Genomic DNA, 23185 nt, shown 5'->3' with positions numbered 1-23185 from the left:
GTTGCCCGACTTACTGTTTATGGCTGTTATTGTGCGACTTTCTTTTTCGACGCACGTTTAGCTTTGGTGGCGGCAGCGATTTTAAGCGTTTTTGCCGATGGCTTTTTCGCTTTTTTGTCGCCTTTCTTCTCAGCCGTTTTCTTATCCGCCTGAGGTTTGGCTCTGCCTTTCTTCTCGCCGCGGAAAGCGCTGTCCGGCTCGAAATTCACCTTTTTGCCCATCTGACGACGTTTACCGGTATTTTTACCTGCATCACCTTTTTTCGCTTTTTCGCGCGCGGTTTTGCCTTCATTGCGCGGTGCACGTTCGCTGGAGATCAAACTGAAGTCGATTTTACGCTCGTCCATATTGACCGCTTCTACACGAACTTCCACCCGATCGCCCAGGCGATACATTTGACCGCTGGATTCACCCGTCAGGCGCTGCCCAACCTGGTCGAAACGATAGTAGTCGTTATCCAGGGAGGAGACATGCACCAGACCGTCGATAAACAACTCATCAAGACGGACAAAGAAGCCAAATCCGGTGACGCTGGCGATCACGCCTTTGAAGACATTCCCTACCTGATCCAGCATGAAGTCGCACTTCAACCAGTCAGAGACATCGCGCGTGGCTTCGTCAGCACGGCGCTCGGCCATCGAACAGTGCTGACCCAGTTGCAGCATCTCTTCCATCGAATAATGGTAGCCACCCGTTTCCGTGGTGTTGCCCTTATGGCCCTGCTCCTGCGCCAGCAGATACTTAATCGCCCGGTGCAAGGAGAGATCCGGGTAACGACGGATCGGCGAGGTAAAGTGCGCATAAGATTGCAGCGCCAGACCAAAGTGTCCGCGGTTTTCCGGATCGTAAATCGCCTGCTTCATCGAACGCAGCAGCATGGTTTGCAGCATTTCAGCGTCAGGACGGTCAGCAATCGACTCCAGCAGCTCAGCGTAATCACGTGGCTCCGGTTTGTTGCCGCCTGGCAACTCCAGCCCCAACTCCGCCAGTACGGAACGGAACGAGTTAATCGCTTCGGTCGTCGGCTTATCATGAATACGGAACAGCGCGGGTTCTTTGGCTTTCTCAACGAATCGCGCCGCGGAGATGTTCGCCATGATCATGCACTCTTCAATCAGTTTGTGCGCATCATTACGTTGTGTCTGCTCAATACGCTCAATACGGCGTTCAGCATTGAAGATAAACTTCGCTTCTTCACTTTCAAACGAGATACCGCCACGCTCTTCTCGCGCTTTATCCAGCACTTTGTAGAGGTTGTGCAACTCTTCAATGTGTTTAACCAACGGCGCGTACTGCTCACGCAGTTCCTGGTCCCCCTGCAGCATATGCCAGACCTTGGTGTAGGTCAGACGCGCATGGGAGCTCATGACCGCTTCGTAGAATTTAAAGCCGGTTAAACGGCCTTTCGACGAAATGGTCATTTCGCAGACCATACACAACCTGTCCACCTGCGGGTTGAGAGAACACAATCCGTTAGACAGCACTTCCGGCAGCATCGGAACAACCTGCGACGGGAAGTAGACGGATGTGCCACGGCTGCGGGCTTCCTGGTCCAGCGGAGTCGGCGGGCGAACATAATAGCTTACGTCAGCAATCGCCACCCATAAACGCCAGCCGCCGCCACGTTTCTTTTCGCAGTAAACCGCATCGTCGAAGTCACGCGCATCTTCACCATCGATAGTCACCAGCGGCAGTGAGCGCAGATCGACACGTCCGACTTTCGCTTCTTCCGGCACTTCTTCTTTCAGCCCGGCGACCTGTTTTTCGACCGCCTGCGGCCAGATATACGGGATTTCATGAGTACGCAGAGCCATATCTACGGCCATGCTGGTTCCCATGTTGTCGCCCAGGACTTCAACAATTTTACCCACCGCTTTGGTGCGACGAGTCGGACGCTGGGTCAGTTCAACCACGACCACAAAGCCCATACGCGCCCCCATAATCTCTTCCGGCGGGATCAGGATATCGAAGCTCAGGCGGCTATCGTCAGGGACAACAAACCCAACGCCAGCGTCGGTAAAGTAGCGACCGACAATCTGGCTGGTTTTTGGCACCAGGACGCGCACAATACGCGCTTCGCGACGACCTTTACGATCTGCGCCCAGCGGTTGTGCCAGTACCTGATCGCCATGAATACAGGTTTTCATCTGCTCGCTGGACAGGTACAAGTCATCTTTACGGCCTTCAACGCGCAGAAAGCCGTAGCCATCACGGTGGCCAATAACGGTACCTTTCAGCAGGTCAAGACGTTCCGGCAGCGCATAGCACTGGCGGCGGGTGAAGACCAGTTGTCCGTCACGCTCCATGGCGCGCAGGCGACGACGCAACGCTTCTTGCTGCTCTTCACCTTCAATGTTGAGTTCAGCGGCCAGCTCATCGCGGTTGGCCGGTTTTTCACGTTTAGTTAAATGTTCGAGGATAAATTCCCGGCTCGGGATAGGATTCGCGTATTTTTCTGCTTCGCGTTCCTGGAAAGGATCTTGTGACATTGAGGTTCCTCCATTGTCAGCTCTGATGAAGATTTTCGTCACTCCACCAGCAATAATTTATAAAGCGGTTGATTTTCTTCAACCAAATCAGCAAGTGTGTAGTTGTCCAGTTCCGTGAGAAAACTTTGCACTGCCTTAGAAAGCGCCTGTTTGAGTCGACAGGCCGGGGTAATATGGCAAAACTCGCTGCTACAATTGACCAACGATAGAGGTTCGAGCTCGCGAACCACATCACCAATACCAATAGCTTTAGCCGGTTTACCCAAGCGGATACCGCCATTTTTTCCACGAATAGCAGTAACAAAGCCCGCCCGGCTAAGTTGATTGATTATTTTGACCATATGATTACGGGACACGCCGTAGACTTCTGTCACCTCAGAAATACTGGTCATACGTCCTTCGGGAAGTGACGCCATGTAGATTAGCGCACGTAATCCGTAATCGGTGAAACTTGTTAACTGCACATCAACCTCAGGAAAAGGGATAAAACGGATAAACCTGGTGGTATTAATTACATTGATGATAAACCAGCCACCAGCCAGGTCGCTAATTTATTTCAATTCAGGAAGGAAAAAAGCGAGGAACTTACGTGAATTTAAGCCGGATTCTAATACAAAGCGCTCCATCCGGCCTAAGATAGTGCAAGCGCAGCGCCATTCGACGCCACGCTATAACCAGAATTATGCGTCGAACGGGTCGCGCAGGATCATGGTTTCGGTACGGTCTGGGCCAGTTGAGATAATATCAATCGGCACACCGGTCAGTTCTTCAATACGCTTGATGTAGTTCAGTGCTGCCTGCGGCAGACCGCTACGTTCCTTCACGCCGAAGGTGGATTCAGACCAGCCCGGCATGGTTTCGTAAATCGGCTCAATACCTTTCCAGTCGTCAGCTGCCAGCGGAGTCGTCGTTACTTCACGACCATCTGGCATACGGTAAGCGACACAGATTTTCACCTCTTTCAAACCGTCCAGTACGTCCAGTTTGGTCAGGCAGAAGCCAGACAGGGAGTTAATCTGTACTGCGCGACGTACAGCAACGGAGTCCAGCCAACCGGTGCGACGACGACGACCGGTGGTCGCGCCATACTCGTTACCTTGTTTGCACAGGAACTCACCAACGTCATCAAACAGCTCAGTCGGGAACGGACCCGCACCGACACGTGTAGAGTAAGCTTTGATGATACCCAGAACGTAATCCACATAACGTGGACCCAGGCCGGAGCCGGTCGCCACACCACCTGCGGTAGTGTTGGAAGACGTTACGTACGGATAGGTACCGTGGTCGATATCCAGCAGCGTACCCTGCGCGCCTTCGAACATGACGAAGTCGCCACGCTTACGCGCCTGGTCCAGCAGATCGGAAACATCAACAACCATCGAGGTCAGGATGTCGGCAATCGCCATCACATCATCCAGCACTTTCTGGTAGTCAACCGCTTCAACTTTATAGAAATTCACCAGCTGGAAGTTGTGATATTCCATCACTTCTTTCAGTTTTTCAGCGAAGGTTGCTTTATCAAACAGATCGCCAACGCGCAGACCGCGACGTGCCACTTTGTCTTCATAAGCAGGACCGATACCACGACCGGTAGTACCGATCGCTTTCTCGCCACGCGCTTTCTCACGAGCGTTATCTAACGCCACATGATAATCAAGGATCAGCGGACAAGCTTCAGACAACAGCAGGCGCTCGCGAACCGGGATACCACGATCTTCCAGTCCTTTCATTTCTTTCATCAGCGCGGACGGAGACAGCACAACACCGTTACCGATGATGCTGATGACATTCTCGCGAAGAATACCTGATGGAATAAGATGGAGGACGGTTTTTTCACCGTTGATTACGAGAGTATGGCCTGCGTTGTGACCACCCTGGTAGCGCACAACATATTTAGCCCGTTCAGTCAGAAGATCGACGATCTTCCCTTTACCTTCGTCACCCCATTGGGTGCCCAGTACGACGACGTTGTTACCCATTTTTCAAAATCACCGTTTGCTTAAAAATGGATTCTACCACCGCTTTTTCAGATATACAGCACTTTTTGCATGCGAAAATCCGCAAAATAGGCTACTAATTGATCAGCCAATCGTTTTCCTCAACATGTAGTAGACCACAACGCCCGCAACCACAAGACCTCCACCAAAACGACGTAAAGTATTTTCAGGAAGCTGCGCCATTGCGGAGATCATTTTCTTCCACGCGCCGGGATAAAGCATCGGTCCCAGGCCTTCCAGCACCAGAACCAGTGCGAGCGCCAGCAAAATTGTTGAATTCATCCATCGTCCTTTTATAAAAAGAAAACCACCGCATCCTGGGGATGCCGGTGGTTTTGCTGGTTTTTAAACCGCTGGAACGCTATTAGCGTGTCGCGGTATTCGGCGTCTTCATGTAGCGGAAGAAATCGCTGTCCGGGCTCATGACCATCACGTCCTGATTACCTTCGAAGCTCTTCTCGTACGCGCGCAGGCTACGGATGAAGGCGTAGAAGTCAGGATCCTGGCTGAACGCATCGGCAAACAATTTAGCGGCTTCTGCATCGCCCTCACCGCGCATTATGCGGCCCTGGCGCTCAGATTCTGCCAGCGTTTTGGTGACTTCATAGTCTGCCGTCGCGCGCAGTTTTTCCGCTTCTTCCTGACCTTGTGAACGATGGCGACGCGCTACCGCTTCACGCTCAGCGCGCATACGGTTGTAGATAGCCTCGGACACTTCAGCAGGCAGGTTGATTTGCTTAATACGCACGTCAACCACTTCAATCCCCAATGCCGCCATACTGTTCGGGTTGATGACCGGTACTTTACCTTTCGTTTCAGCCTGAACACGCTCAGCCGCTTCGGCAATTGCGCTGTCCGCCGCCGGCGTCGCGACTTCATCTTCCGTGCCAGCAGAACCGGAGTTCAGCGCGTCACGCACTTCCAGGGTCAGACGACCGCGGGAGTCGGTAACGATGTCTTTCACGTCCAGACGACCAATTTCAGAACGCAGACGGTCAGAGAACTTACGTTTCAGCAGGACTTCTGCCTGAGAAACATCACCACCGCCCGTTGCCAGGTAGTAACGGCTAAAGTCACTGATACGCCACTTAATGTAGGAGTCAACGATCAGGTCTTTCTTCTCTTTGGTGACAAAGCGATCGGCCTGGTTGTCCATGGTCTGAATACGCGCATCCAGCATCTTCACTGATTCAATAAACGGAATCTTGAAGTGCAGGCCTGGTGCAACAACCAGCGGCTTGTTTTCATCGTCACGTAGTACTTTACCAAAGCGCAGAGTAATACCGCGCTCGCCTTCTTTGACCACAAAGACAGACATGAACAGAACTACCAGAACGATGATGATAATCGCAATAACTGACTTACGCATCGTTATTCCCCCTGACGCTGGTAGTCGTTACGCTGCGCATTCGCGCGGCGTTGGTCCATAATATCGCCCTGACTGGTGGACGAAGTATTGCTTGCTCCAGTACTGGAAGTCGCTGCTGGCGGCAGACGCAGCAGGTTTGAACTGCTGTCAGTCTTTGCTGCCGGCGCACTGCCGCCCTTCAGCATTTGATCCAGCGGTAGAACCATCAGATTGCTGCCTTTATCGTTAACCAGGACTTTGCGGGTATTGCTCAACACTTTTTCCATGGTCTCGATATACAGACGCTCGCGGGTAATTTGCGGCGCGGCTTTATATTCCGGCAGAATTTTTGCGAAACGAGCCACTTCACCCTGTGCTTCCAGGATGGTTTGCGTTTTGTAAGCTCGCGCTTCTTCCAGAATACGCTGCGCCTGACCGTTTGCACGCGGCTGCACTTCGTTGGTGTACGCTTCTGCTTCACGAATGTACTGCTGTTCGTTTTCACGTGCTGCGATAGCATCGTCAAACGCGGCTTTTACTTCTTCCGGCGGACGTGCGGCCTGGAAGTTGACGTCCAGCAGAGTGATACCCATGTTGTACGGACGGATCGTTTCTTCCAGTTCACGCTGGGTATCGCTACGAATAACGGTACGGCCTTCAGTCAGGATACGGTCCATAGTGTATTTACCGATAACACCACGCAGGGCGCTGTCGGTTGCCTGACGCAGGCTGTCATCCGCGCTGGTTACGCTAAACAGGTAACGCTGCGGATCGGTCACACGATACTGCACGTTCATTTCAACGCGTACGACGTTTTCGTCAGAGGTCAGCATGACGCCGGATGCGGCAAGTTCACGCACGGCTTCAACGTTAACCGGGGTCACTTCATCGATAAAGGTCGGTTTCCAGTTCAGACCCGGCTCAACCAAATGGCTGAATTTACCGAAGCGTGTCACCACGCCGCGTTCCGCTTCTTTAATGGTGTAGAAACCGCTGGCCGCCCAGATAATGACGATAGCTGCCGCTGCGATAGCAAAGACCCGACCGCCCAATTGAGGACGCGGGCCTTGCGATGAACTACCGCCGCCAGAACCAGTACCTTTACCGCCACCCAGACCACCGAGCTTTTTGCTCAGTTTGCGGAAGATATCATCCAGATCGGGAGGTCCCTGATCGCGACCACCTTTGTTTCCATTTCCCTCAGAGTTGCCGCCAGGTTTGCTGCTTCCCCACGGGTCGCGGTCTTGTCCGTTATTACCGGGCTGATTCCACGCCATTTTTGTGCTCCATATTTGTTATGCGATGCTATACCTGCGTCTTTTGCGCTGCCGATGCGTTGGCTACGTCCCTCAACTCCAGTCACATAGTTGACTATGCAGCTGGAGATTTCAGGACTTGCCGCCTTCCTGCCGCACAAAATCCACAAGGTATAGAGGCGAAAAAATCTTCAGGCCATATCCGTCAGATCAGACAACATAGTCTTCCAGTGCCGGTTCTTGTTTACAGAGGCGACGCCAGTCTACGATCGGCATACGAACCTGCAGACCTACGCTGCCGTCCTCCTCCATCCACTCTTTTTCTATTGCCTGAAGTTGATAAAACCGGCTTCTCAGACGCCCTTCCTGCGGCGGCAAACGCAACGTATGCTGCGCCACCTCACCGGAAAGTCGCTCAGTCAAAGCCTGAAAAAGCTGTGGTATACCTATTCCCGTTTGCGCTGAAACCCAAACGCGAATCGGTTTATTTTCTTCATCTCTGTCGATACGCGGCTCAAAATCTTCCAGCATATCGATTTTATTCATCACCAGCAGGGTCGGGATCTCGTGAGCATCGATCTCTTCGAGCACCGTGTCGACGGCCTCGATGTTTTCCTGCACACGAAAATCTGCTGCATCAATAACGTGCAGCAGCAATGTCGCCTGACGTGTTTCCTGCAGGGTGGCTTTAAACGCCGCCACCAGGTCGTGCGGTAAATGACGGATAAACCCTACGGTATCCGCCAGCACAGTTTCACCGACGTCCGCTACGTCTATTCGGCGCAGCGTCGGGTCCAGAGTTGCAAACAGCTGATCCGCTGCGTAAACCCGGGCTTCGGTAATCTGGTTGAACAGGGTGGATTTTCCGGCGTTGGTATATCCCACCAGTGATACGGTTGGGACATCCGCTTTCTTGCGCGACTGTCGCCCCTGCTCACGTTGCTTTTCAACTTTTTCCAGGCGCGACTGTATTTGCAAAATGCGATTACGCAGCAAACGACGGTCGGTTTCGAGCTGGGTTTCACCCGGACCGCGCAAACCAATCCCGCCTTTTTGCCTTTCAAGGTGGGTCCAGCCACGGACCAGACGCGTAGCCATATGGCGCAACTGCGCCAGCTCAACCTGCAACTTACCCTCATGGGTGCGCGCACGCTGGGCAAAAATATCTAAAATAAGGCCTGTCCTGTCGATAACAAGACACTGGCACAACTGTTCCAGGTTACGTTCCTGGGCGGGGCTTAGAGCATGATCAAAAATCACCACCGCAGCGCCAGTCGCTTTTACGGCTTCGGCAATTTCGATTGCCTTACCTTCACCAACAAAATACTTCGGGTGCGGTGCTTTACGGCTCCCGGTAATCACCTGCATTGCTTCGACACCGGCGGAAGAAACCAGAGATTCAAACTCCTGGAGGTCTTCCATATCTTTGTCTTGCGAAAAATAGATGTGTACCAGTACCGCCTGCTCACCGGCATCATAACGGTCAAACAAGCGTCAACCCCTTAATATGTATCAACGGGGAACGCAGGATCGCTGGCTCCCCGTGTGTAAAACAGCAGACAACCTTATTCGGTTTCTTCGCTGTCCTGTTGCGCAGATGAACCTTGCGCGTTGCTACCGTGATGGTAGTTGCTGCCAGTGCCGCCGGTGGCATTATTGCTGTGATGAGAAACCGGGCGAGACGGGACAACAGTAGAAATCGCGTGCTTATAAACCATCTGGCTGACCGTGTTTTTCAACAGGATCACGAACTGATCAAAAGACTCGATTTGACCTTGCAGCTTAATACCATTCACCAAATAAATAGAAACTGGAACACGTTCCCGACGCAGTGCGTTCAGGAACGGATCTTGTAAAGATTGCCCCTTAGCCATTCTCTCTTTTCCTTATATGCTTATTTGTACTTTGAACCTTTCGATTCTGAAAAATTGCGCACGATACGTTTCAATTGTACACATTCAGTTCGCGATAGCACCAACAACCTGTAATACTTCGTTTCGCGCCTGGTCAGGCTTTTCACTGTCAAGCCAATGCACGCCTTCCCAACCACGCAACCAGGTTATCTGTCGCTTCGCCAACTGCCTCGTGGCGCAAACACCTCTATAAACCATTTCATCGTATGAAATTTCGCCTTCAATGTATGACCACATCTGGCGATACCCTACACAACGAATGGAAGGCAAATCCGTATGCAAATCTCCTCGGGCAAAAAGCGCCCGGACTTCTGCTTCAAAACCTGAAGCTAACATCTGATGAAAACGCTGCTCAATTCGCTGATGGAGCAGTTCACGGCTCGCCGGGGCGATTGCAAACTGATGCACCTGATACGGCAAAGCATCTCCTGACGTTTGCGTCAGCTCCGTTAAAGTTTTACCCGAAATGAAAAAAACTTCCAGTGCCCGGGAAAGTCTTTGCGGATCATTTGGATGAATACGCGCCGCTGCCACTGGATCGATTTCCTGAAGCTGTCGGTGCAACGCGTCCCACCCAAGCTCTGCAGCCTGCTGCTCAATTCTGGCCCTGACTTCCGGGTCCGCCGACGGTAACGGCGACAGCCCTTCAAGCAAGGCTTTAAAATATAACATTGTACCGCCCACCAGCAGCGGGATACGCCCCGCAGCGGTAATATCGGCCATCTCGGCTAACGCATCGCGGCGAAAATCCGCCGCAGAATATGCTTGCGACGGATCGCGAATATCCAGCAATCGGTGCGGCGCAGCCTGTAATTCATCTGCATCAGGCTTGGCTGTGCCGATATCCATCCCTTTGTAAATAAGGGCGGAATCAACGCTTATCAACTCTATGGGTAAAACTTTACGCAATTCAATTGCCAGTGCCGTTTTACCAGAGGCCGTTGGCCCCATCAAAAAAATCGCCTTTGGCAGGCTCGCCTTACGGGTATCACTCATGTTTCAGGGCATTCATTACCGAATGTAAATCAACGGGTTGTAACAGACCACCCGGCGGCGCCTTCACGAGTTGTGGGCAAAGCCGCTCAACATCCGCTAACAGCGTAATCGCCTGAGCCATGCTCCACTGAGGATGCTCGCTCATCAGGTTACGTGCAATCCACTGTGCAATATTGCCCGGTTCGAATACGGACTGCTGCGCCAGGTAGCCTATCAGTTCAGGAATCAAGATTTGTAAATTTTGTTGGCGTAAGGGTAAAGGCACCGCCCGGATGGTCACATGCTGTGCATCCAGTTGAAATTCAATGCCCAGCTCAGCCAGTTGGCCCTGCCCTTTTTGCAGCGCCGCTTTTTCATCGGCGGTGACTTTTAAACGTAAAGGGATCAGCAACGGCTGGGCGCAAACGGTCCCCTGGTCTGGCGTTAACTGCGCCTGACGCAGCCAACGTTCCGCCACCGGTAATGCCAGCAACCGAATATGACCATCGCATTCGAGTAACGCGCAGTCTGCGCCGACAATCGTTAGCACCCGTCCAAAGCCCTGAGCGCTGCCGGTCAGCGGTGCCGATGATGTTTCAGAGACCGGCGTTTTACGCGGCGGAGCCGGCGTCTGCAGCAGTTGCTGATAAATTTCACCCTGCTGCTTTTGATATCCAGGTTGGGCATGAGGCCAGCTAGCCGCCTGACGGCCTGCGCCACCAGCGGACGCGGAGTAACGCGGTGTCGCAGGTTCACGCACGGGAGCCGGTTCGGCAAAATGGTTACGTCCGGCGGCAACGCGGTTTTCAGGAATGTGCCTTGGGGCGGGTTCATCGTCATCAGCCAACGGCAGCGACGTTTCAAGCTGCTGTTGCAGAACACTCAACACGCCCTGATAAATAAAATCGTGCACCAGGCGGGACTGATGAAAACGGACCTCATGTTTGGCCGGATGTACGTTAACATCCACCTGATGCGGGTCGATTTCCAGATACAACACAAAAGCGGGTTGCTGATCGGCTCCCAGCTTATCTTCACAGGCCTGACGAATAGCATGGTTGATCAGCCGATCGCGCATCATCCGGCCATTCACATAGCAGTACTGGATTTCCGCCAGCGCTGCCGTTGTGTGGTTAGGATCGGCCACCCAGCCGCGCAACGTTAAATCGCCATGCTGCCATTCAATCGCCAGCGCATGTTCCAGAAACGGCGTGCCGCAAATCGCGCCCAGTCGGCGCTCTTTCTGTCCATCAGCAGCCACTGCACGGTACTGGCGTACCACTTTACCGTTGTGTGACAAATTAATCGTCACATCAAAACGTGCCAGGGCAATGCGACGAATAATCTCATCAATATGATTAAATTCGGTTTTTTCGGTACGCATAAACTTGCGCCGCGCCGGGGTGTTGTAGAACAGATCTAACACCTCCAGTGTGGTTCCCACTGGATGCGCAGCAGGTTTTACCGTCACATCCATGTCGCGCCCTTCAGCATAGGCTTGCCAGGCCTCAGGCTGCTCTTGTGTGCGCGACGTCAGGGTTAAACGAGAGACGGAGCTGATACTGGCCAGCGCTTCGCCGCGAAATCCGAGGCTCACGATGGCCTCGAGATCGTCAAGCGAGGCAATTTTACTGGTGGCATGGCGCGCCAGCGCTAACGCCAACTCGTCTTTTTTAATCCCGCAGCCGTTGTCACGAATACGGATAAGCTTCGCACCACCGCGCTCTATATCAATATCAATGCGCGTCGCACCAGCATCAATGCTGTTTTCCACCAGCTCTTTCACCACTGACGCAGGCCGTTCTACCACCTCGCCTGCGGCAATCTGGTTCGCCAGCTGTGGCGGTAGAACCTGAATCGGCATGGCTAATCCTTAATTTGTTAACGTGTTACCAGGCGATACAGCACTGGCGGTTTGCGCCTGTGCGCCCTGCGGCCCAGTTTGCATTGGGTGCGCCTGGAAATAGTTACGCAATCCTTTGTAAATAGCCTCGGCCAGCTGCTGCTGATAATCATCACTCGCCAACAGACGCTCTTCGCTGTTGTTACTGATAAAGCCGGTTTCAACCAGCACTGACGGGATATCAGGCGAACGTAATACCCCCAGACTGGCATGTTCAGGACGACGCTTATGCATCGAGCCAATACGTTCTAACTGGCCGATCATGCTGGTCGCCACATCATACCCGACACGTTGCGAATGGCCGAATTGCAGATCCAGCACGGCCTGACTGAGATAAGGATCGGACTGACTGTTTGCCAGCACATCGCCCGCGCCGCCCAAAAGCTCTGATTGCTTCTCATGCTGTTCCAGCCAGCCGGCCATCTCGCTGTTTGCCCGACGGTTTGACAGAACCCAAACGGAAGCGCCGGTGGCATCCCGGTTTGGCGCGGCATCCGCATGAATAGAGACCAGGAAATTGGCATTTTGTTTACGCGCGACGTCTGAACGCCCCATCACCGAGATAAAGTAATCGCCATCACGGGTGAGTACGCCTTTAAACATCGGGTCATCATTGAGCAAACTACGCAGTTTGCGCGCCACGGCAATCGTGACGTTTTTCTCACGCGTACCGCCAGGGCCAATCGCCCCCGGATCCTGCCCACCGTGCCCTGCATCAATGGCAATAACCACTTTTTCACTGCTGCTGGTGCTGGCGCGCGCCGCAGGTCGTGTGGAGGTATTACTGTTGGTCACCATCGTGGTGCGATCGTTTTCCGCTTTAAACGGGTTACGCGCAGGCTCGGCAGGACGAGGGGCGACAACCGGCGTTTCAACACGCTTAGCAACCACTGGAGGTGGAGGCGGCGGCGCATCTGCTTTGATGGTAAACACAACGGTATAATTGCCACCGTTCTGACGTTTAACGGCTTCAGCTTTGCCGTTCTCGGTTAAATCCACTACCAGGCGCAGAGACTGCGCATCTTTTGGCGTGCCGGAACGGATAGATTTCACCAGATTATTGCCGCTAAACAGCAGTGGTAAACCCTGAATCACACCAGTTTGTTTAATATCAAACGCGACGGTGCGTTTCCCGTCCTGGGTCACGGCGTATTCAGGATCGCCAATAAAGCTCAGCGTGATCCGCGCCTGTTGATCGCCATTGGAAACCTGAAGATCGGAGAGGCTGGCGGCCCCTGCCTGCGTGCACAGCAGGACCAGGGTTGCCATCAGCCAGTTTCTGATGCAATAAATCATCCCGCCACCCTTAAGGTTATTCGGCTAAATGCGCCAGCAATAATTCACCCGATGAGGAGATTGCGCTTACGCGCGCCTCTCGACCTTGCGCCTGATATTCAATGTGTATTTCGACGTCCGGGTCTGGCAACACACCTTTACCTTGTTGCGGCCATTCCACCAGGCAGATGGCATCATTGGCAAAATAATCGCGGATCCCCATAAATTCCAGCTCCTCCGGGTCCGCAAGTCGGTACAGATCGAAGTGATATACCATCAAGTTATCGAGTGAATAGGGTTCAACCAGCGTGTAGGTGGGGCTTTTTACATTACCTTTGTGGCCTAACGCCTGCAGGAATCCCCGGCTGAAAGTGGTTTTACCCGCCCCCAGATCGCCGTACAAATATATAACCGTCGCGCCGTCACAGGCTTTGGCTACCCGCAGTCCCAGGTCTAAAGTCGCCTGCTCATCAGGTAGTGGAATTACTCGATTCATCATGATAAACGTCAATCACATCAGGGTTAACAATACGCTGTAGCGTGGTAAAGAGATCTGTCGCCAGCATGCCGCGCATACCAAAACGCGCCGCCAGCACATCCGCCGCCGCTCCGTGCGCAACACATCCCGCACATGCTGCATCATACGGGGTAAGCTTCTGTCCGAGCAATGCGCCAATAATACCGGAAAGCACATCACCCATTCCGCCGCTGGCCATCCCTGCATTGCCAGTATCAATAATACCTAACTCAGCTTGTTCAGCAGCAACAACCGTACCCGCGCCTTTCAGCACAACCACGCCTCCGTACCGTTTTACCAGACGTTGCGCACAAAGTAAGCGATCGTCTTCAATTTCTGCAATGGAACAGCCCAGCAGCCGCGCGGCTTCGCCAGGATGCGGCGTGATCACGCGATTGTGACGTTTATCGGGGTTGATTGCCAGCAGGTTCAGCGCATCCGCATCCCAGAGCATCGGTTTGCGAAAATTCTCTACTTTTTGCAGCGCTTTTTTGCCCCACTCCTGCTGACCAAGCCCTGGTCCGATCACTACAACATCCGCCCATGCCAGGCTCTCTTCCAGAGTCTGCGGCGTCAGCGCATCGACCATCAGTTCCGGTCTGGCAGTCAGAACAGGCGCAATGTTCTCACTGCGCGTCAACACTTTGACCAGCCCGGCTCCCGCACGCAACGCCGCTTCACCGGCCATACGTATTGCGCCTGCCGTACCGTGGTCACCGCCAATAATCACCAGCCGACCGTGGGAACCTTTGTGTGAGGTGGGCCGACGTGGCTTTAGCCAGTGCGCAAGCTGTTGAGCATCAAAACGTTGCAGCGGCGCGTTCTGCCCCGCCAGCCAGTCGTCCAGCCCAAGTGCATTAACATGCAGACGTCCGGTGACATCGCGTGCTTTACCGGTGAGCAAACCTGGCTTGAGCGCAATAAAGGTAACGGTGTGCGCAGCGTGGATGACCGCACCCGGCGTTGCCCCTGTTTGCGCCAGCAGGCCGGATGGAATGTCGATTGCAATTGTAGGGGCTGGGTGGCTATTGGCACGTTCGATCAACGCCGGGAGAGGTTCACACGGCGCGTTTTTTAAGCCAGTACCTGACAGCGCATCAATAATGACGTCCACGCTGTCTGGCCAGTTAATATCAGCAGCATGAATCACGCCACCAGCGTTAAGCCAGGCGTCGTGCGCCTGCTGTGCTTCCTCGGGGAGCGGTTTATCACTCTCGTGCGCCAGCAACGTAACATTAAAACCCTGCGCTTTGGCAAGCCTTGCCACCACGTAACCATCACCGCCGTTGTTGCCATGACCGCAGAGCACCAGCCAGTGTTGGGCATTCGGATAGCGTTCGCGTGTGACCTGAAACGCCGCCTCTCCTGCTCGTTGCATCAGCTCATACAACGTCAGCCCTAAACTGTCTGCTGCCTCTCGCTCCATCCGCCTGATGTCATCGGCGTGCCAGATGGAGTGTGGTATACTTGTGGGGTTTTTCTTCATTGTATGGTCCGTCATGTCAGAGCCCCTCGATCTCAATCAGTTAGCGCATAATATTAAGCAGTGGGGGCTGGAGCTTGGCTTTCAGCAGGTCGGTATTGCCGATACCGACCTCAGCGAAGCGGAACCCAAACTGCAGGCCTGGCTGGATAAACAATACCACGGCGAGATGGACTGGATGGCCCGTCACGGCATGATGCGCGCCCGACCTCACGAATTGTTACCCGGTACTCTACGCGTCATCAGCGTACGTATGAACTATCTTCCTGCTAATGCAGCCTTTGCCGGCACGTTGAAAAATCCCTCACTCGGTTATGTCAGCCGTTACGCGCTTGGACGCGACTACCATAAGCTACTGCGTAACCGCTTAAAAAAGCTGGGGGAGAAGATCCAACAGCACTGCGCTTCGCTGAATTTTAGACCTTTTGTCGATTCCGCGCCCATTCTTGAGCGTCCTTTGGCGGAAAAAGCCGGGCTTGGCTGGACAGGTAAGCACTCACTTATCCTCAATCGTGAAGCAGGTTCATTTTTCTTCCTCGGGGAATTACTGATCGACGTGCCCCTGCCGGTCGATGAGCCAGTCGAAGAAGGCTGCGGGAAGTGCGTTGCCTGTATGACCATCTGCCCAACCGGGGCCATCGTTGAACCCTATACTGTAGATGCGCGCCGCTGTATCTCGTATCTCACTATCGAACTGGAAGGCGCGATCCCGGAAGAATTTCGTCCTCTGCTGGGGAATCGAATTTATGGCTGCGATGATTGTCAGCTCATCTGCCCGTGGAACCGCTATTCGCAGTTGACGACAGAGGATGACTTCTCCCCCCGCAAGCAACTTCATGCCCCGGAGTTAATTGAACTGTTTAGCTGGAGCGAAGCGTGTTTTTTAAAAGTCACGGAAGGTTCTGCCATTCGCCGTATTGGCCACCTGCGCTGGCTGCGAAATATCGCCGTTGCGTTGGGTAATGCCCCATGGGATGAAGCGGTTATTCACGCGCTGGAAAGTCGAAGAAGTGAGCACCCACTTCTCGACGAACACATAGACTGGGCGATTGCTCAGCAAATTGAGAAGCGGAATGCCAGCGTAGTTGAGGTGCAGTTACCGAAGAAACTACGTTTGGTCAGGGTCATTGAAAAGGGTCTGCCGCGCGACGCATAAGTCATCCACAGCTTGTGTATAAAAATAAAAACACATTGATATTCAAGAGGGAAAAAATCGTCAAGTGATCGCATTAACAATTTGAAATGATAATTAATTCAATAATTTCAGATGGTTAAAATGATACTATTCACCCAGCGAAGTTTTTTGTATTCGAGGAACAATACCCGGACCTGTGGATAAGTCTGTTTACAAGAGTATGTCAATGACGAAACAAAACGCCCCCAACGCGATTAGTCGTTGTGGATATTTTTATTGGGGTAAGAATTTGGAGCGGGAAACGAGACTCGAACTCGCGACCCCGACCTTGGCAAGGTCGTGCTCTACCAACTGAGCTATTCCCGCTTGGGTGTGTCTTTGCTTTACAAGCATTTTCAAATTTTGGAGCGGGAAACGAGACTCGAACTCGCGACCCCGACCTTGGCAAGGTCGTGCTCTACCAACTGAGCTATTCCCGCTTGGGTGTGTCTTTGCTTTACAAGCATTTTCAAATTTTGGAGCGGGAAACGAGACTCGAACTCGCGACCCCGACCTTGGCAAGGTCGTGCTCTACCAACTGAGCTATTCCCGCAAATTTGTTGCTGTCGTAATTCGCATTTCTGCGTCGTTACGGGAGGCGCATTATACGAGAAATCCGTTTAGCTGCAACCCCCCTGAATACGTTTTTTTCGAAAATCCGTTCAAGTGATTACTTTACAATCAAGCTGAACAATTTAGCGTCAAAAACCCGGTGACGCAAGCCACCGGAGAACAAAATCAGAGCTTAATAAAATGTTCGCGATAGTAAGCAAGCTCGGCAACCGATTCACGAATATCGTCCATAGCCTGATGTGTTCCCTGCTTGGTGAAGCCAGCCAGAATTTCCGGCTTCCAGCGACGCGCCAGCTCTTTGAGCGTGCTGACGTCCAGATAGCGATAATGGAAATACGCCTCCAGCTCCGGCATGTATTTAAACAGGAAACGACGATCCTGACCGATGCTGTTGCCGCAGATAGGTGATTTTCCTTCTGGAACCCACTCTTTCAAAAACGCCAGGGTGGCCAATTCGGCTTCACGATCTCCCATGGTGCTTGCCTTCACGCGATCCACCAACCCGCTACCGGTATGTGTACGTACGTTCCAGTCATCCATTAACGCCAGTTGTTCGTCGGATTGGTGCACCGCAATTGTCGGTCCTTCAGCCAGAATATTCAGGTCGGCATCCGTCACCAGCGTGGCGATCTCAATAATGCGATCGCGCTCGGGATCCAGGCCTGTCATCTCCAGATCGATCCAAATCAGGTTGTTTTCATTGGCACTCATGCTATTTTCCACCCTTCAGCGTCACATTCAGTGTGACTATATTCGTCTAAAATTGCGTGTATCATAAATGTTTTGCCCATCATGGGCGACCAGGAGCCAGTCCGATTGAGTAAGAATAAACTCTCCAAAGGCCAACAGCGCCGAGTGAATGCCAATCACCAGCGTCGTCTTAAAACGTCCACGGAGAAGCCAGACTACGACGACAACCTGTTTGGCGAAACCGCCGAAGGCATCGTTATCAGCCGTTTTGGCATGCATGCCGACGTGGAATCCGCTGACGGCGAGATTCACCGCTGCAATATCCGCCGTACAATTCGCTCGCTGGTTACCGGCGATCGCGTCGTCTGGCGCCCGGGTAAAGCGGCAGCAGAAGGTGTGAATGTCAAAGGCATCGTTGAGGCGGTACACGAGCGTACCTCAGTACTGACACGTCCCGATTTTTACGACGGGGTGAAACCCATTGCCGCCAACATCAACCAGATCGTTATTGTCTCAGCCATTTTACCCGAGCTGTCACTCAATATTATCGACCGGTATCTTGTAGCCTGTGAAACACTACACGTTGAACCAATTATCGTACTGAATAAGATCGATCTGCTGGATAGCGAAGGCATGGCCTTTGTTAACGAACAGATGGATATCTATCGCCACATTGGCTATCGCGTGTTGATGGTATCAAGCCGCACTAAAGACGGTCTGAAACCACTTGAAGAAGCATTAACCGATCGCATCAGCATTTTTGCCGGTCAGTCGGGCGTAGGGAAATCCAGCCTGCTTAATAACCTTCTCGGGCTGCAGGAAGAGATCCTGACCAACGATGTCTCCGACAACTCCGGCCTTGGACAGCATACCACCACGGCCTCTCGTCTGTATCATTTCCCGCATGGCGGTGACGTGATCGACTCCCCTGGCGTTCGTGAGTTCGGGTTGTGGCATCTGGAGCCGGAACAAATCACGCAGGGCTTTGTCGAATTCCATGACTACCTGGGCCACTGCAAATACCGCGACTGCAAGCATGATACCGATCCAGGCTGCGCTATCCGTGAGGCTGTAGAAAAAGGGGCCATAGCCGAAACTCGGTTTGAAAATTATCACCGCATCCTGGAAAGCATGGCGCAGGTAAAAACGCGTAAAAACTTTTCTGATACAGACAACTGACAACTAAGCTAAGCATCGCTAGAATCGTCCCCCTTTTTTCAGGATCCGGCCCGTATGCCGGATCGGGAACAAATTATGGCCTGGAGGCTACCTTGTTAAACTCATTTAAGCTTTCGCTACAATACATTCTGCCGAAACTATGGCTCACTCGCCTGGCGGGTTGGGGTGCAAGCAAACGAGCTGGATGGCTAACTAAACTGGTTATCGATCTGTTCGTGAAATACTACAAGGTCGATATGAAAGAGGCACAAAAGCCGGACACCGCAAGCTATCGCACCTTTAACGACTTCTTTGTTCGCCCGCTGCGCGATGACGCGCGCCCGATCAACACCGATCCAAACGTTCTGGTCATGCCTGCTGACGGTGTGATTAACCAGTTAGGTAACATTGAAGAAGACAAACTGCTGCAGGCCAAAGGACACAGCTATACCCTGGAAGCGCTGCTGGCCGGCAACTACCAGATGGCGGACAAATTCCGCAACGGTACGTTTGTGACCACTTACTTGTCTCCACGCGATTACCACCGTGTACACATGCCGTGTAACGGTATCCTGCGTGAAATGATGTATGTACCGGGCGATCTCTTCTCTGTAAACATCCTGACTGCGCAAAACGTGCCGAACCTGTTTGCACGCAACGAACGCGTAATCTGCTTGTTTGATACCGAATTTGGTCCGATGGTGCAGATTCTGGTCGGTGCGACCATCGTCGGCAGTATTGAAACCGCCTGGGCTGGCACCATTACCCCACCGCGTGAAGGCGTCATTAAACGCTGGACCTGGCCGGAAGGCGAAAGCGAAGGATCGGTGGCGCTGCTGAAAGGTCAGGAAATGGGTCGCTTTAAGCTCGGTTCCACCGTCATCAACCTGTTCGCACCGGGCAAAGTTAACCTGGTTGAGCAGTTGCAGGACCTTTCCGTGACAAAAATTGGCCAACCAATGGCCATCTCGACCGAGACTTTCGTGACGCCAGAGGCAGAACCTGCCCCGCTAACGAAAGAAGAGATCGAAGCAGAACACGATGCCAGCCCGCTGGTTGACGACAAAAAAGACGAAAGTTAAACATAGGAATCGCTGCTGTGCGCCTGATTATCACTTTTCTGATGGCCTGGTGCCTCAGCCTGGGGGCGTACGCTGCGACGGCCCCCGATGCCAAACAACTCACCCAGGAACTGGAGCAGGCAAAGGCGGCAAAACCCGCTCAGCCAGAAACCGTCGAGGCGCTCCAGTCCGCGCTGAATGCCCTTGAGGAGCGTAAAGGATCTCTCGAGCGCGCCCAACAATATCAACAGGTTATTGATAACTTCCCCAAGCTGTCTGCAACATTACGCGCGCAGCTTAGCAACCTGCGCGATGAACCGCGCAATGTGCCAACCGGACTCACCACCGATGCGTTAAATCAGGAGATCCTCCAGGTCAGCAGCCAGCTATTGGAAAAGAGTCGTCAGGCCCAGCAGGAGCAGGATCGCGCCCGGGAAATCGCCGACTCCTTAAGTCAGCTTCCTCAACAGCAAACCGATGCCCGCCGCCAGCTCAATGAGCTTGAGCGACGTATTGGTGCCGCCAACGCGAATCCCGCGCAGAATCAGGCGATGCAGGCTGAATCCGCCAAACTCAAAGCTCTGGTCGATGAACTGGAGCTGGCGCAGCTTTCCGCCAATAACCGCCAGGAACTGGCACGTATGCGCTCAGAGCTGGCGGAAAAACAGAGCCAACAGCTTGATACTTACCTGCAGGCTTTGCGCAACCAACTCAACAGTCAGCGCCAGCGTGAAGCAGAGCGAGCGCTGGAAAGCACCGAACTGCTGGCGGAAAACAGCGCGGGGCTGCCGGAAGGCATTGTTGACCAGTTCAAAGTTAACCGCGAACTGTCTCAGGCCTTAAACCAGCAGGCGCAGCGTATGGACCTGGTTGCCTCGCAACAGCGTCAGGCCGCCAGTCAAACATTACAGGTGCGCCAGGCATTGAATACGCTGCGAGAGCAGTCCCAATGGCTTGGGGTCTCAAATATGCTGGGAGAAGCGCTGCGCGCGCAGGTATCCCGTTTACCGGAAATGCCCAAACCCCAGCAGTTGGATACCGAAATGGCGCAGCTACGCGTGCACCGTATGCGCTATGAAGATCTCCTCAACAAACAGCCACAACTGCGTCAGATTCATCAGGCCGATGGACAACCGCTAACTGCTGAACAGAGCAGCATTCTCAACGCCCAGCTACGCACCCAGCGTGAGTTGCTGAACTCTCTGTTACAGGGTGGCGATACCCTGATCCTTGAGCTGACCAAACTCAAGGTCTCCAACAGCCAACTGGAAGATGCGCTAAAAGAGGTCAACGAAGCAACGCACCGCTATCTGTTCTGGACGTCAGACGTCAGCCCCATCTCGCTCTCCTGGCCTGTCGACATCGTTCAGGATTTGCGGCGTTTGATCTCATTAGATACGTTTAATCAGTTGGGTAAAGCCAGCATCATGATGCTGACCAGCAAAGAAACGCTGCTACCGCTTTTCGCGGCATTGGTGCTGGTTGGCTTTAGCCTCTCTTCGCGCAAACATTTCACCCGTTTTCTGGAGCGTTCATCAGCGCGGGTCGGGAAAGTCACCCAGGACCACTTCTGGTTGACGATACGCACGGTTTTCTGGTCAATACTCGTCGCTTCGCCGTTGCCGGTGCTGTGGGCAACGCTCGGTTACGGGTTGCAGGAAGCCTGGCCTTACCCGCTGGCTGTTGCTATCGGCGATGGCGTTACCGCCACGGTGCCTATGCTATGGGCGGTAATGATTTGCGCCACCTTTGCGCGTCCCAACGGTTTGTTCATTGCCCACTTTGGCTGGCCACGTAACCGCGTCGCGAAAGCCATGCACTATTACCTGATGAGCATCGGACTGATTGTCCCGCTGATCATGGCGGTGATTATGTTTGATAATCTCAATGATCGGGAATTCTCCGCCTCACTGGGACGTCTGTGCTTTATTCTGATTTGCGGTGCGCTGGCGGTTGTAACCCTGAGCCTGAAACGCGCCGGGATACCGCTGTACCTCGATAAAGAGGGCAACAGCGACAACATGGTCAACAGCATGCTATGGAATATGCTGATGGGCGCGCCGCTGATTGCTATTCTCGCCGCAGCCGTGGGCTACCTCGCCACGTCACAAGCGTTGCTGGCACGTCTGGAAACGTCCGTGGCGATTTGGTTCTTGTTATTGGTGGTTTATCACGTCATCCGCCGCTGGATGCTGATCCAGCGCCGCCGCCTGGCCTTCGATCGCGCCAAGCATCGACGCGCCGAAATGCTTGCGCAGCGCGCGCGGGGTGAAGAAGAACCACCGCATTCCACCAGTCTTGAAGGCACAATTGATGTTGATGAAAGCGAAGTGGATCTGGATGCTATCAGCGCGCAATCGCTGCGTCTGGTGCGTTCTATCCTGATGCTTATCGCCCTGCTCTCGGTCATTGTGCTGTGGTCAGAAATTCATTCCGCTTTTGGCTTCCTGGAAAACATCTCGCTGTGGGATGTCACCTCTACGGTGCAGGGCGTGGAAAGCCTGGAGCCGATAACGCTGGGTGCAGTGCTTATCGCAATTCTGGTGTTTATCATCACCACTCAATTAGTACGCAACCTGCCCGCGTTGCTGGAACTGGCGCTGCTGCAACATCTGGATTTAACCCCCGGCACCGGTTACGCCATCACCACTATCACCAAGTACCTGCTAATGCTGATTGGCGGTCTGGTTGGCTTCTCGATGATCGGTATTGAGTGGTCCAAACTGCAATGGCTGGTGGCGGCTCTCGGTGTTGGTCTGGGCTTTGGTTTGCAGGAAATCTTCGCCAACTTTATTTCCGGCCTGATTATCCTGTTTGAAAAACCAATCCGCATTGGCGACACGGTGACAATTCGCGATCTTACCGGTAGCGTGACGAAAATTAATACCCGCGCCACGACCATCAGCGACTGGGACCGCAAAGAGATCATCGTGCCCAACAAAGCCTTTATCACCGAGCAGTTTATCAACTGGTCGTTGTCAGATTCGGTCACCCGCGTAGTGTTAACCATCCCGGCACCGTCGGAGGCGAACAGCGAGGAAGTGACGCAGATCCTGCTTACTGCCGCACACCGCTGTTCACTGGTTATCGATAACCCGGCGCCAGAAGTCTTTCTGGTTGACCTGCAGCAGGGGATTCAAATCTTCGAACTGCGTATCTATGCCGCAGAGATGGGGCACCGTATGCCGCTGCGCCACGAGATCCATCAGCTGATACTGGCTGGTTTCCGCGAGCACGGTATCGATATGCCATTCCCACCGTTCCAGATGCGTCTGGAGAGTCTGGGGGGTAAGCAAACGGGTAGAACGTTAAGTTCTGCGGGCAGAGGCAGTCGCCCGGCGGGAAGTTTGTAAACAGACGGCTACAGCGTATC

The 23185-nt window shown here is 53.3% G+C and carries 18 protein-coding genes and 3 tRNA genes; 4 read left to right on the top strand and 17 right to left on the bottom strand.

All coding sequences use genetic code 11. From position 1 onward, the window contains the following. Window positions 1-26 precede the first annotated feature (26 nt). The 13 genes from rnr to nnr form a co-directional block, all read right to left on the bottom strand. The gene (gene rnr, locus OGY15_RS20020; protein ID WP_210904351.1) at window positions 27-2489 is read right to left on the bottom strand and encodes a ribonuclease R; all 2463 of its coding nucleotides are present in this window, start codon (window positions 2487-2489) and stop codon (window positions 27-29) included. A gap of 38 nt (window positions 2490-2527) precedes the next feature. Next, complete coding sequence (nsrR, locus tag OGY15_RS20015; protein ID WP_005134424.1) at window positions 2528-2953, bottom strand: nitric oxide-sensing transcriptional repressor NsrR; 426 nt, start codon at window positions 2951-2953, stop codon at window positions 2528-2530. Window positions 2954-3169: 216 nt separating this feature from the next. Further along, window positions 3170-4468, bottom strand: a complete 1299-nt coding sequence (gene purA / locus OGY15_RS20010) for an adenylosuccinate synthase (protein WP_003025606.1) — start codon at window positions 4466-4468, stop codon at window positions 3170-3172. 102 nt (window positions 4469-4570) lie between these two features. Then, window positions 4571-4768, bottom strand: coding sequence for a DUF2065 domain-containing protein (locus OGY15_RS20005; RefSeq protein ID WP_006686310.1), 198 nt, complete (start codon window positions 4766-4768; stop codon window positions 4571-4573). Window positions 4769-4850: 82 nt separating this feature from the next. Next, window positions 4851-5855: a protease modulator HflC gene (hflC, locus tag OGY15_RS20000; protein WP_151217347.1), complete on the bottom strand. Its 1005-nt coding sequence runs from the start codon at window positions 5853-5855 to the stop codon at window positions 4851-4853. A 2-nt stretch (window positions 5856-5857) separates the two neighbouring features. Continuing rightward, window positions 5858-7111 carry an FtsH protease activity modulator HflK gene (gene hflK, locus OGY15_RS19995; RefSeq protein ID WP_151217345.1) on the bottom strand — a complete coding sequence of 418 codons (1254 nt, stop codon included), beginning with the start codon at window positions 7109-7111 and terminating at the stop codon, window positions 5858-5860. A 189-nt stretch (window positions 7112-7300) separates the two neighbouring features. Continuing rightward, a complete protein-coding gene (gene hflX / locus OGY15_RS19990) occupies window positions 7301-8581 on the bottom strand; it encodes a ribosome rescue GTPase HflX (protein WP_151217343.1) in 1281 nt (426 codons plus the stop codon). A gap of 74 nt (window positions 8582-8655) precedes the next feature. Further along, window positions 8656-8964 carry an RNA chaperone Hfq gene (gene hfq / locus OGY15_RS19985; RefSeq protein WP_003025584.1) on the bottom strand — a complete coding sequence of 103 codons (309 nt, stop codon included), beginning with the start codon at window positions 8962-8964 and terminating at the stop codon, window positions 8656-8658. A gap of 84 nt (window positions 8965-9048) precedes the next feature. Further along, window positions 9049-9999 (bottom strand): tRNA (adenosine(37)-N6)-dimethylallyltransferase MiaA, encoded by a 951-nt coding sequence (gene miaA / locus OGY15_RS19980; RefSeq protein ID WP_151217341.1) that lies wholly within the window; start codon window positions 9997-9999, stop codon window positions 9049-9051. Then, window positions 9992-11842 carry a DNA mismatch repair endonuclease MutL gene (mutL, locus tag OGY15_RS19975; RefSeq protein ID WP_286540798.1) on the bottom strand — a complete coding sequence of 617 codons (1851 nt, stop codon included), beginning with the start codon at window positions 11840-11842 and terminating at the stop codon, window positions 9992-9994. The genes miaA and mutL overlap by 8 nt, the downstream gene beginning before the upstream one ends. 9 nt (window positions 11843-11851) lie before the next feature. Continuing rightward, a complete protein-coding gene (amiB, locus tag OGY15_RS19970) occupies window positions 11852-13177 on the bottom strand; it encodes an N-acetylmuramoyl-L-alanine amidase AmiB (RefSeq protein ID WP_187259220.1) in 1326 nt (441 codons plus the stop codon). A gap of 16 nt (window positions 13178-13193) precedes the next feature. After that, entirely contained in the window at window positions 13194-13655 is a 462-nt protein-coding gene (tsaE, locus tag OGY15_RS19965) for a tRNA (adenosine(37)-N6)-threonylcarbamoyltransferase complex ATPase subunit type 1 TsaE (protein ID WP_187259221.1), read from the bottom strand. Further along, window positions 13627-15174, bottom strand: coding sequence for a bifunctional ADP-dependent NAD(P)H-hydrate dehydratase/NAD(P)H-hydrate epimerase (gene nnr, locus OGY15_RS19960; protein WP_286540795.1), 1548 nt, complete (start codon window positions 15172-15174; stop codon window positions 13627-13629). Before nnr ends, tsaE begins: the two co-directional genes overlap by 29 nt. Here nnr and queG point away from each other — a divergent pair. Then, window positions 15173-16312, top strand: coding sequence for a tRNA epoxyqueuosine(34) reductase QueG (gene queG / locus OGY15_RS19955; RefSeq protein WP_286540793.1), 1140 nt, complete (start codon window positions 15173-15175; stop codon window positions 16310-16312). The two genes, nnr and queG, sit on opposite strands and share 2 nt — an antisense overlap. 269 nt (window positions 16313-16581) lie before the next feature. On the opposite strand, the gene OGY15_RS19950 is transcribed toward queG, so the two are convergent. The 4 genes from OGY15_RS19950 to orn all read right to left on the bottom strand — a co-directional run bounded on the left by OGY15_RS19950 (window position 16582) and on the right by orn (window position 17614). Then, window positions 16582-16657, bottom strand: a tRNA-Gly gene (locus tag OGY15_RS19950). 37 nt (window positions 16658-16694) lie between these two features. Further along, window positions 16695-16770, bottom strand: a tRNA-Gly gene (locus tag OGY15_RS19945). A gap of 37 nt (window positions 16771-16807) precedes the next feature. Next, window positions 16808-16883: transfer RNA gene (locus OGY15_RS19940), tRNA-Gly, on the bottom strand. A gap of 185 nt (window positions 16884-17068) precedes the next feature. Then, on the bottom strand, window positions 17069-17614 hold the full coding sequence (orn, locus tag OGY15_RS19935) for an oligoribonuclease (RefSeq protein WP_151217332.1): 546 nt from the start codon (window positions 17612-17614) through the stop codon (window positions 17069-17071). Between the two features lie 105 nt (window positions 17615-17719). Here orn and rsgA point away from each other — a divergent pair, with 105 nt between their 5' ends. The 3 genes from rsgA to mscM all read left to right on the top strand — a co-directional run bounded on the left by rsgA (window position 17720) and on the right by mscM (window position 23165). Then, a complete protein-coding gene (gene rsgA / locus OGY15_RS19930) occupies window positions 17720-18772 on the top strand; it encodes a small ribosomal subunit biogenesis GTPase RsgA (RefSeq protein WP_187253597.1) in 1053 nt (350 codons plus the stop codon). A gap of 92 nt (window positions 18773-18864) precedes the next feature. Next, a complete protein-coding gene (asd, locus tag OGY15_RS19925) occupies window positions 18865-19833 on the top strand; it encodes an archaetidylserine decarboxylase (protein WP_151217331.1) in 969 nt (322 codons plus the stop codon). A 17-nt stretch (window positions 19834-19850) separates the two neighbouring features. Continuing rightward, on the top strand, window positions 19851-23165 hold the full coding sequence (mscM, locus tag OGY15_RS19920; protein WP_151217329.1) for a miniconductance mechanosensitive channel MscM: 3315 nt from the start codon (window positions 19851-19853) through the stop codon (window positions 23163-23165). Window positions 23166-23185 lie beyond the last annotated feature (20 nt).

Source organism: Citrobacter sp. Cu231 (assembly GCF_030332265.1).
GTDB lineage: Bacteria > Pseudomonadota > Gammaproteobacteria > Enterobacterales > Enterobacteriaceae > Citrobacter > Citrobacter meridianamericanus.
Note: the sequence above shows the minus strand (reverse complement) of the source record. Positions and strands in the feature narration are given on the sequence as shown.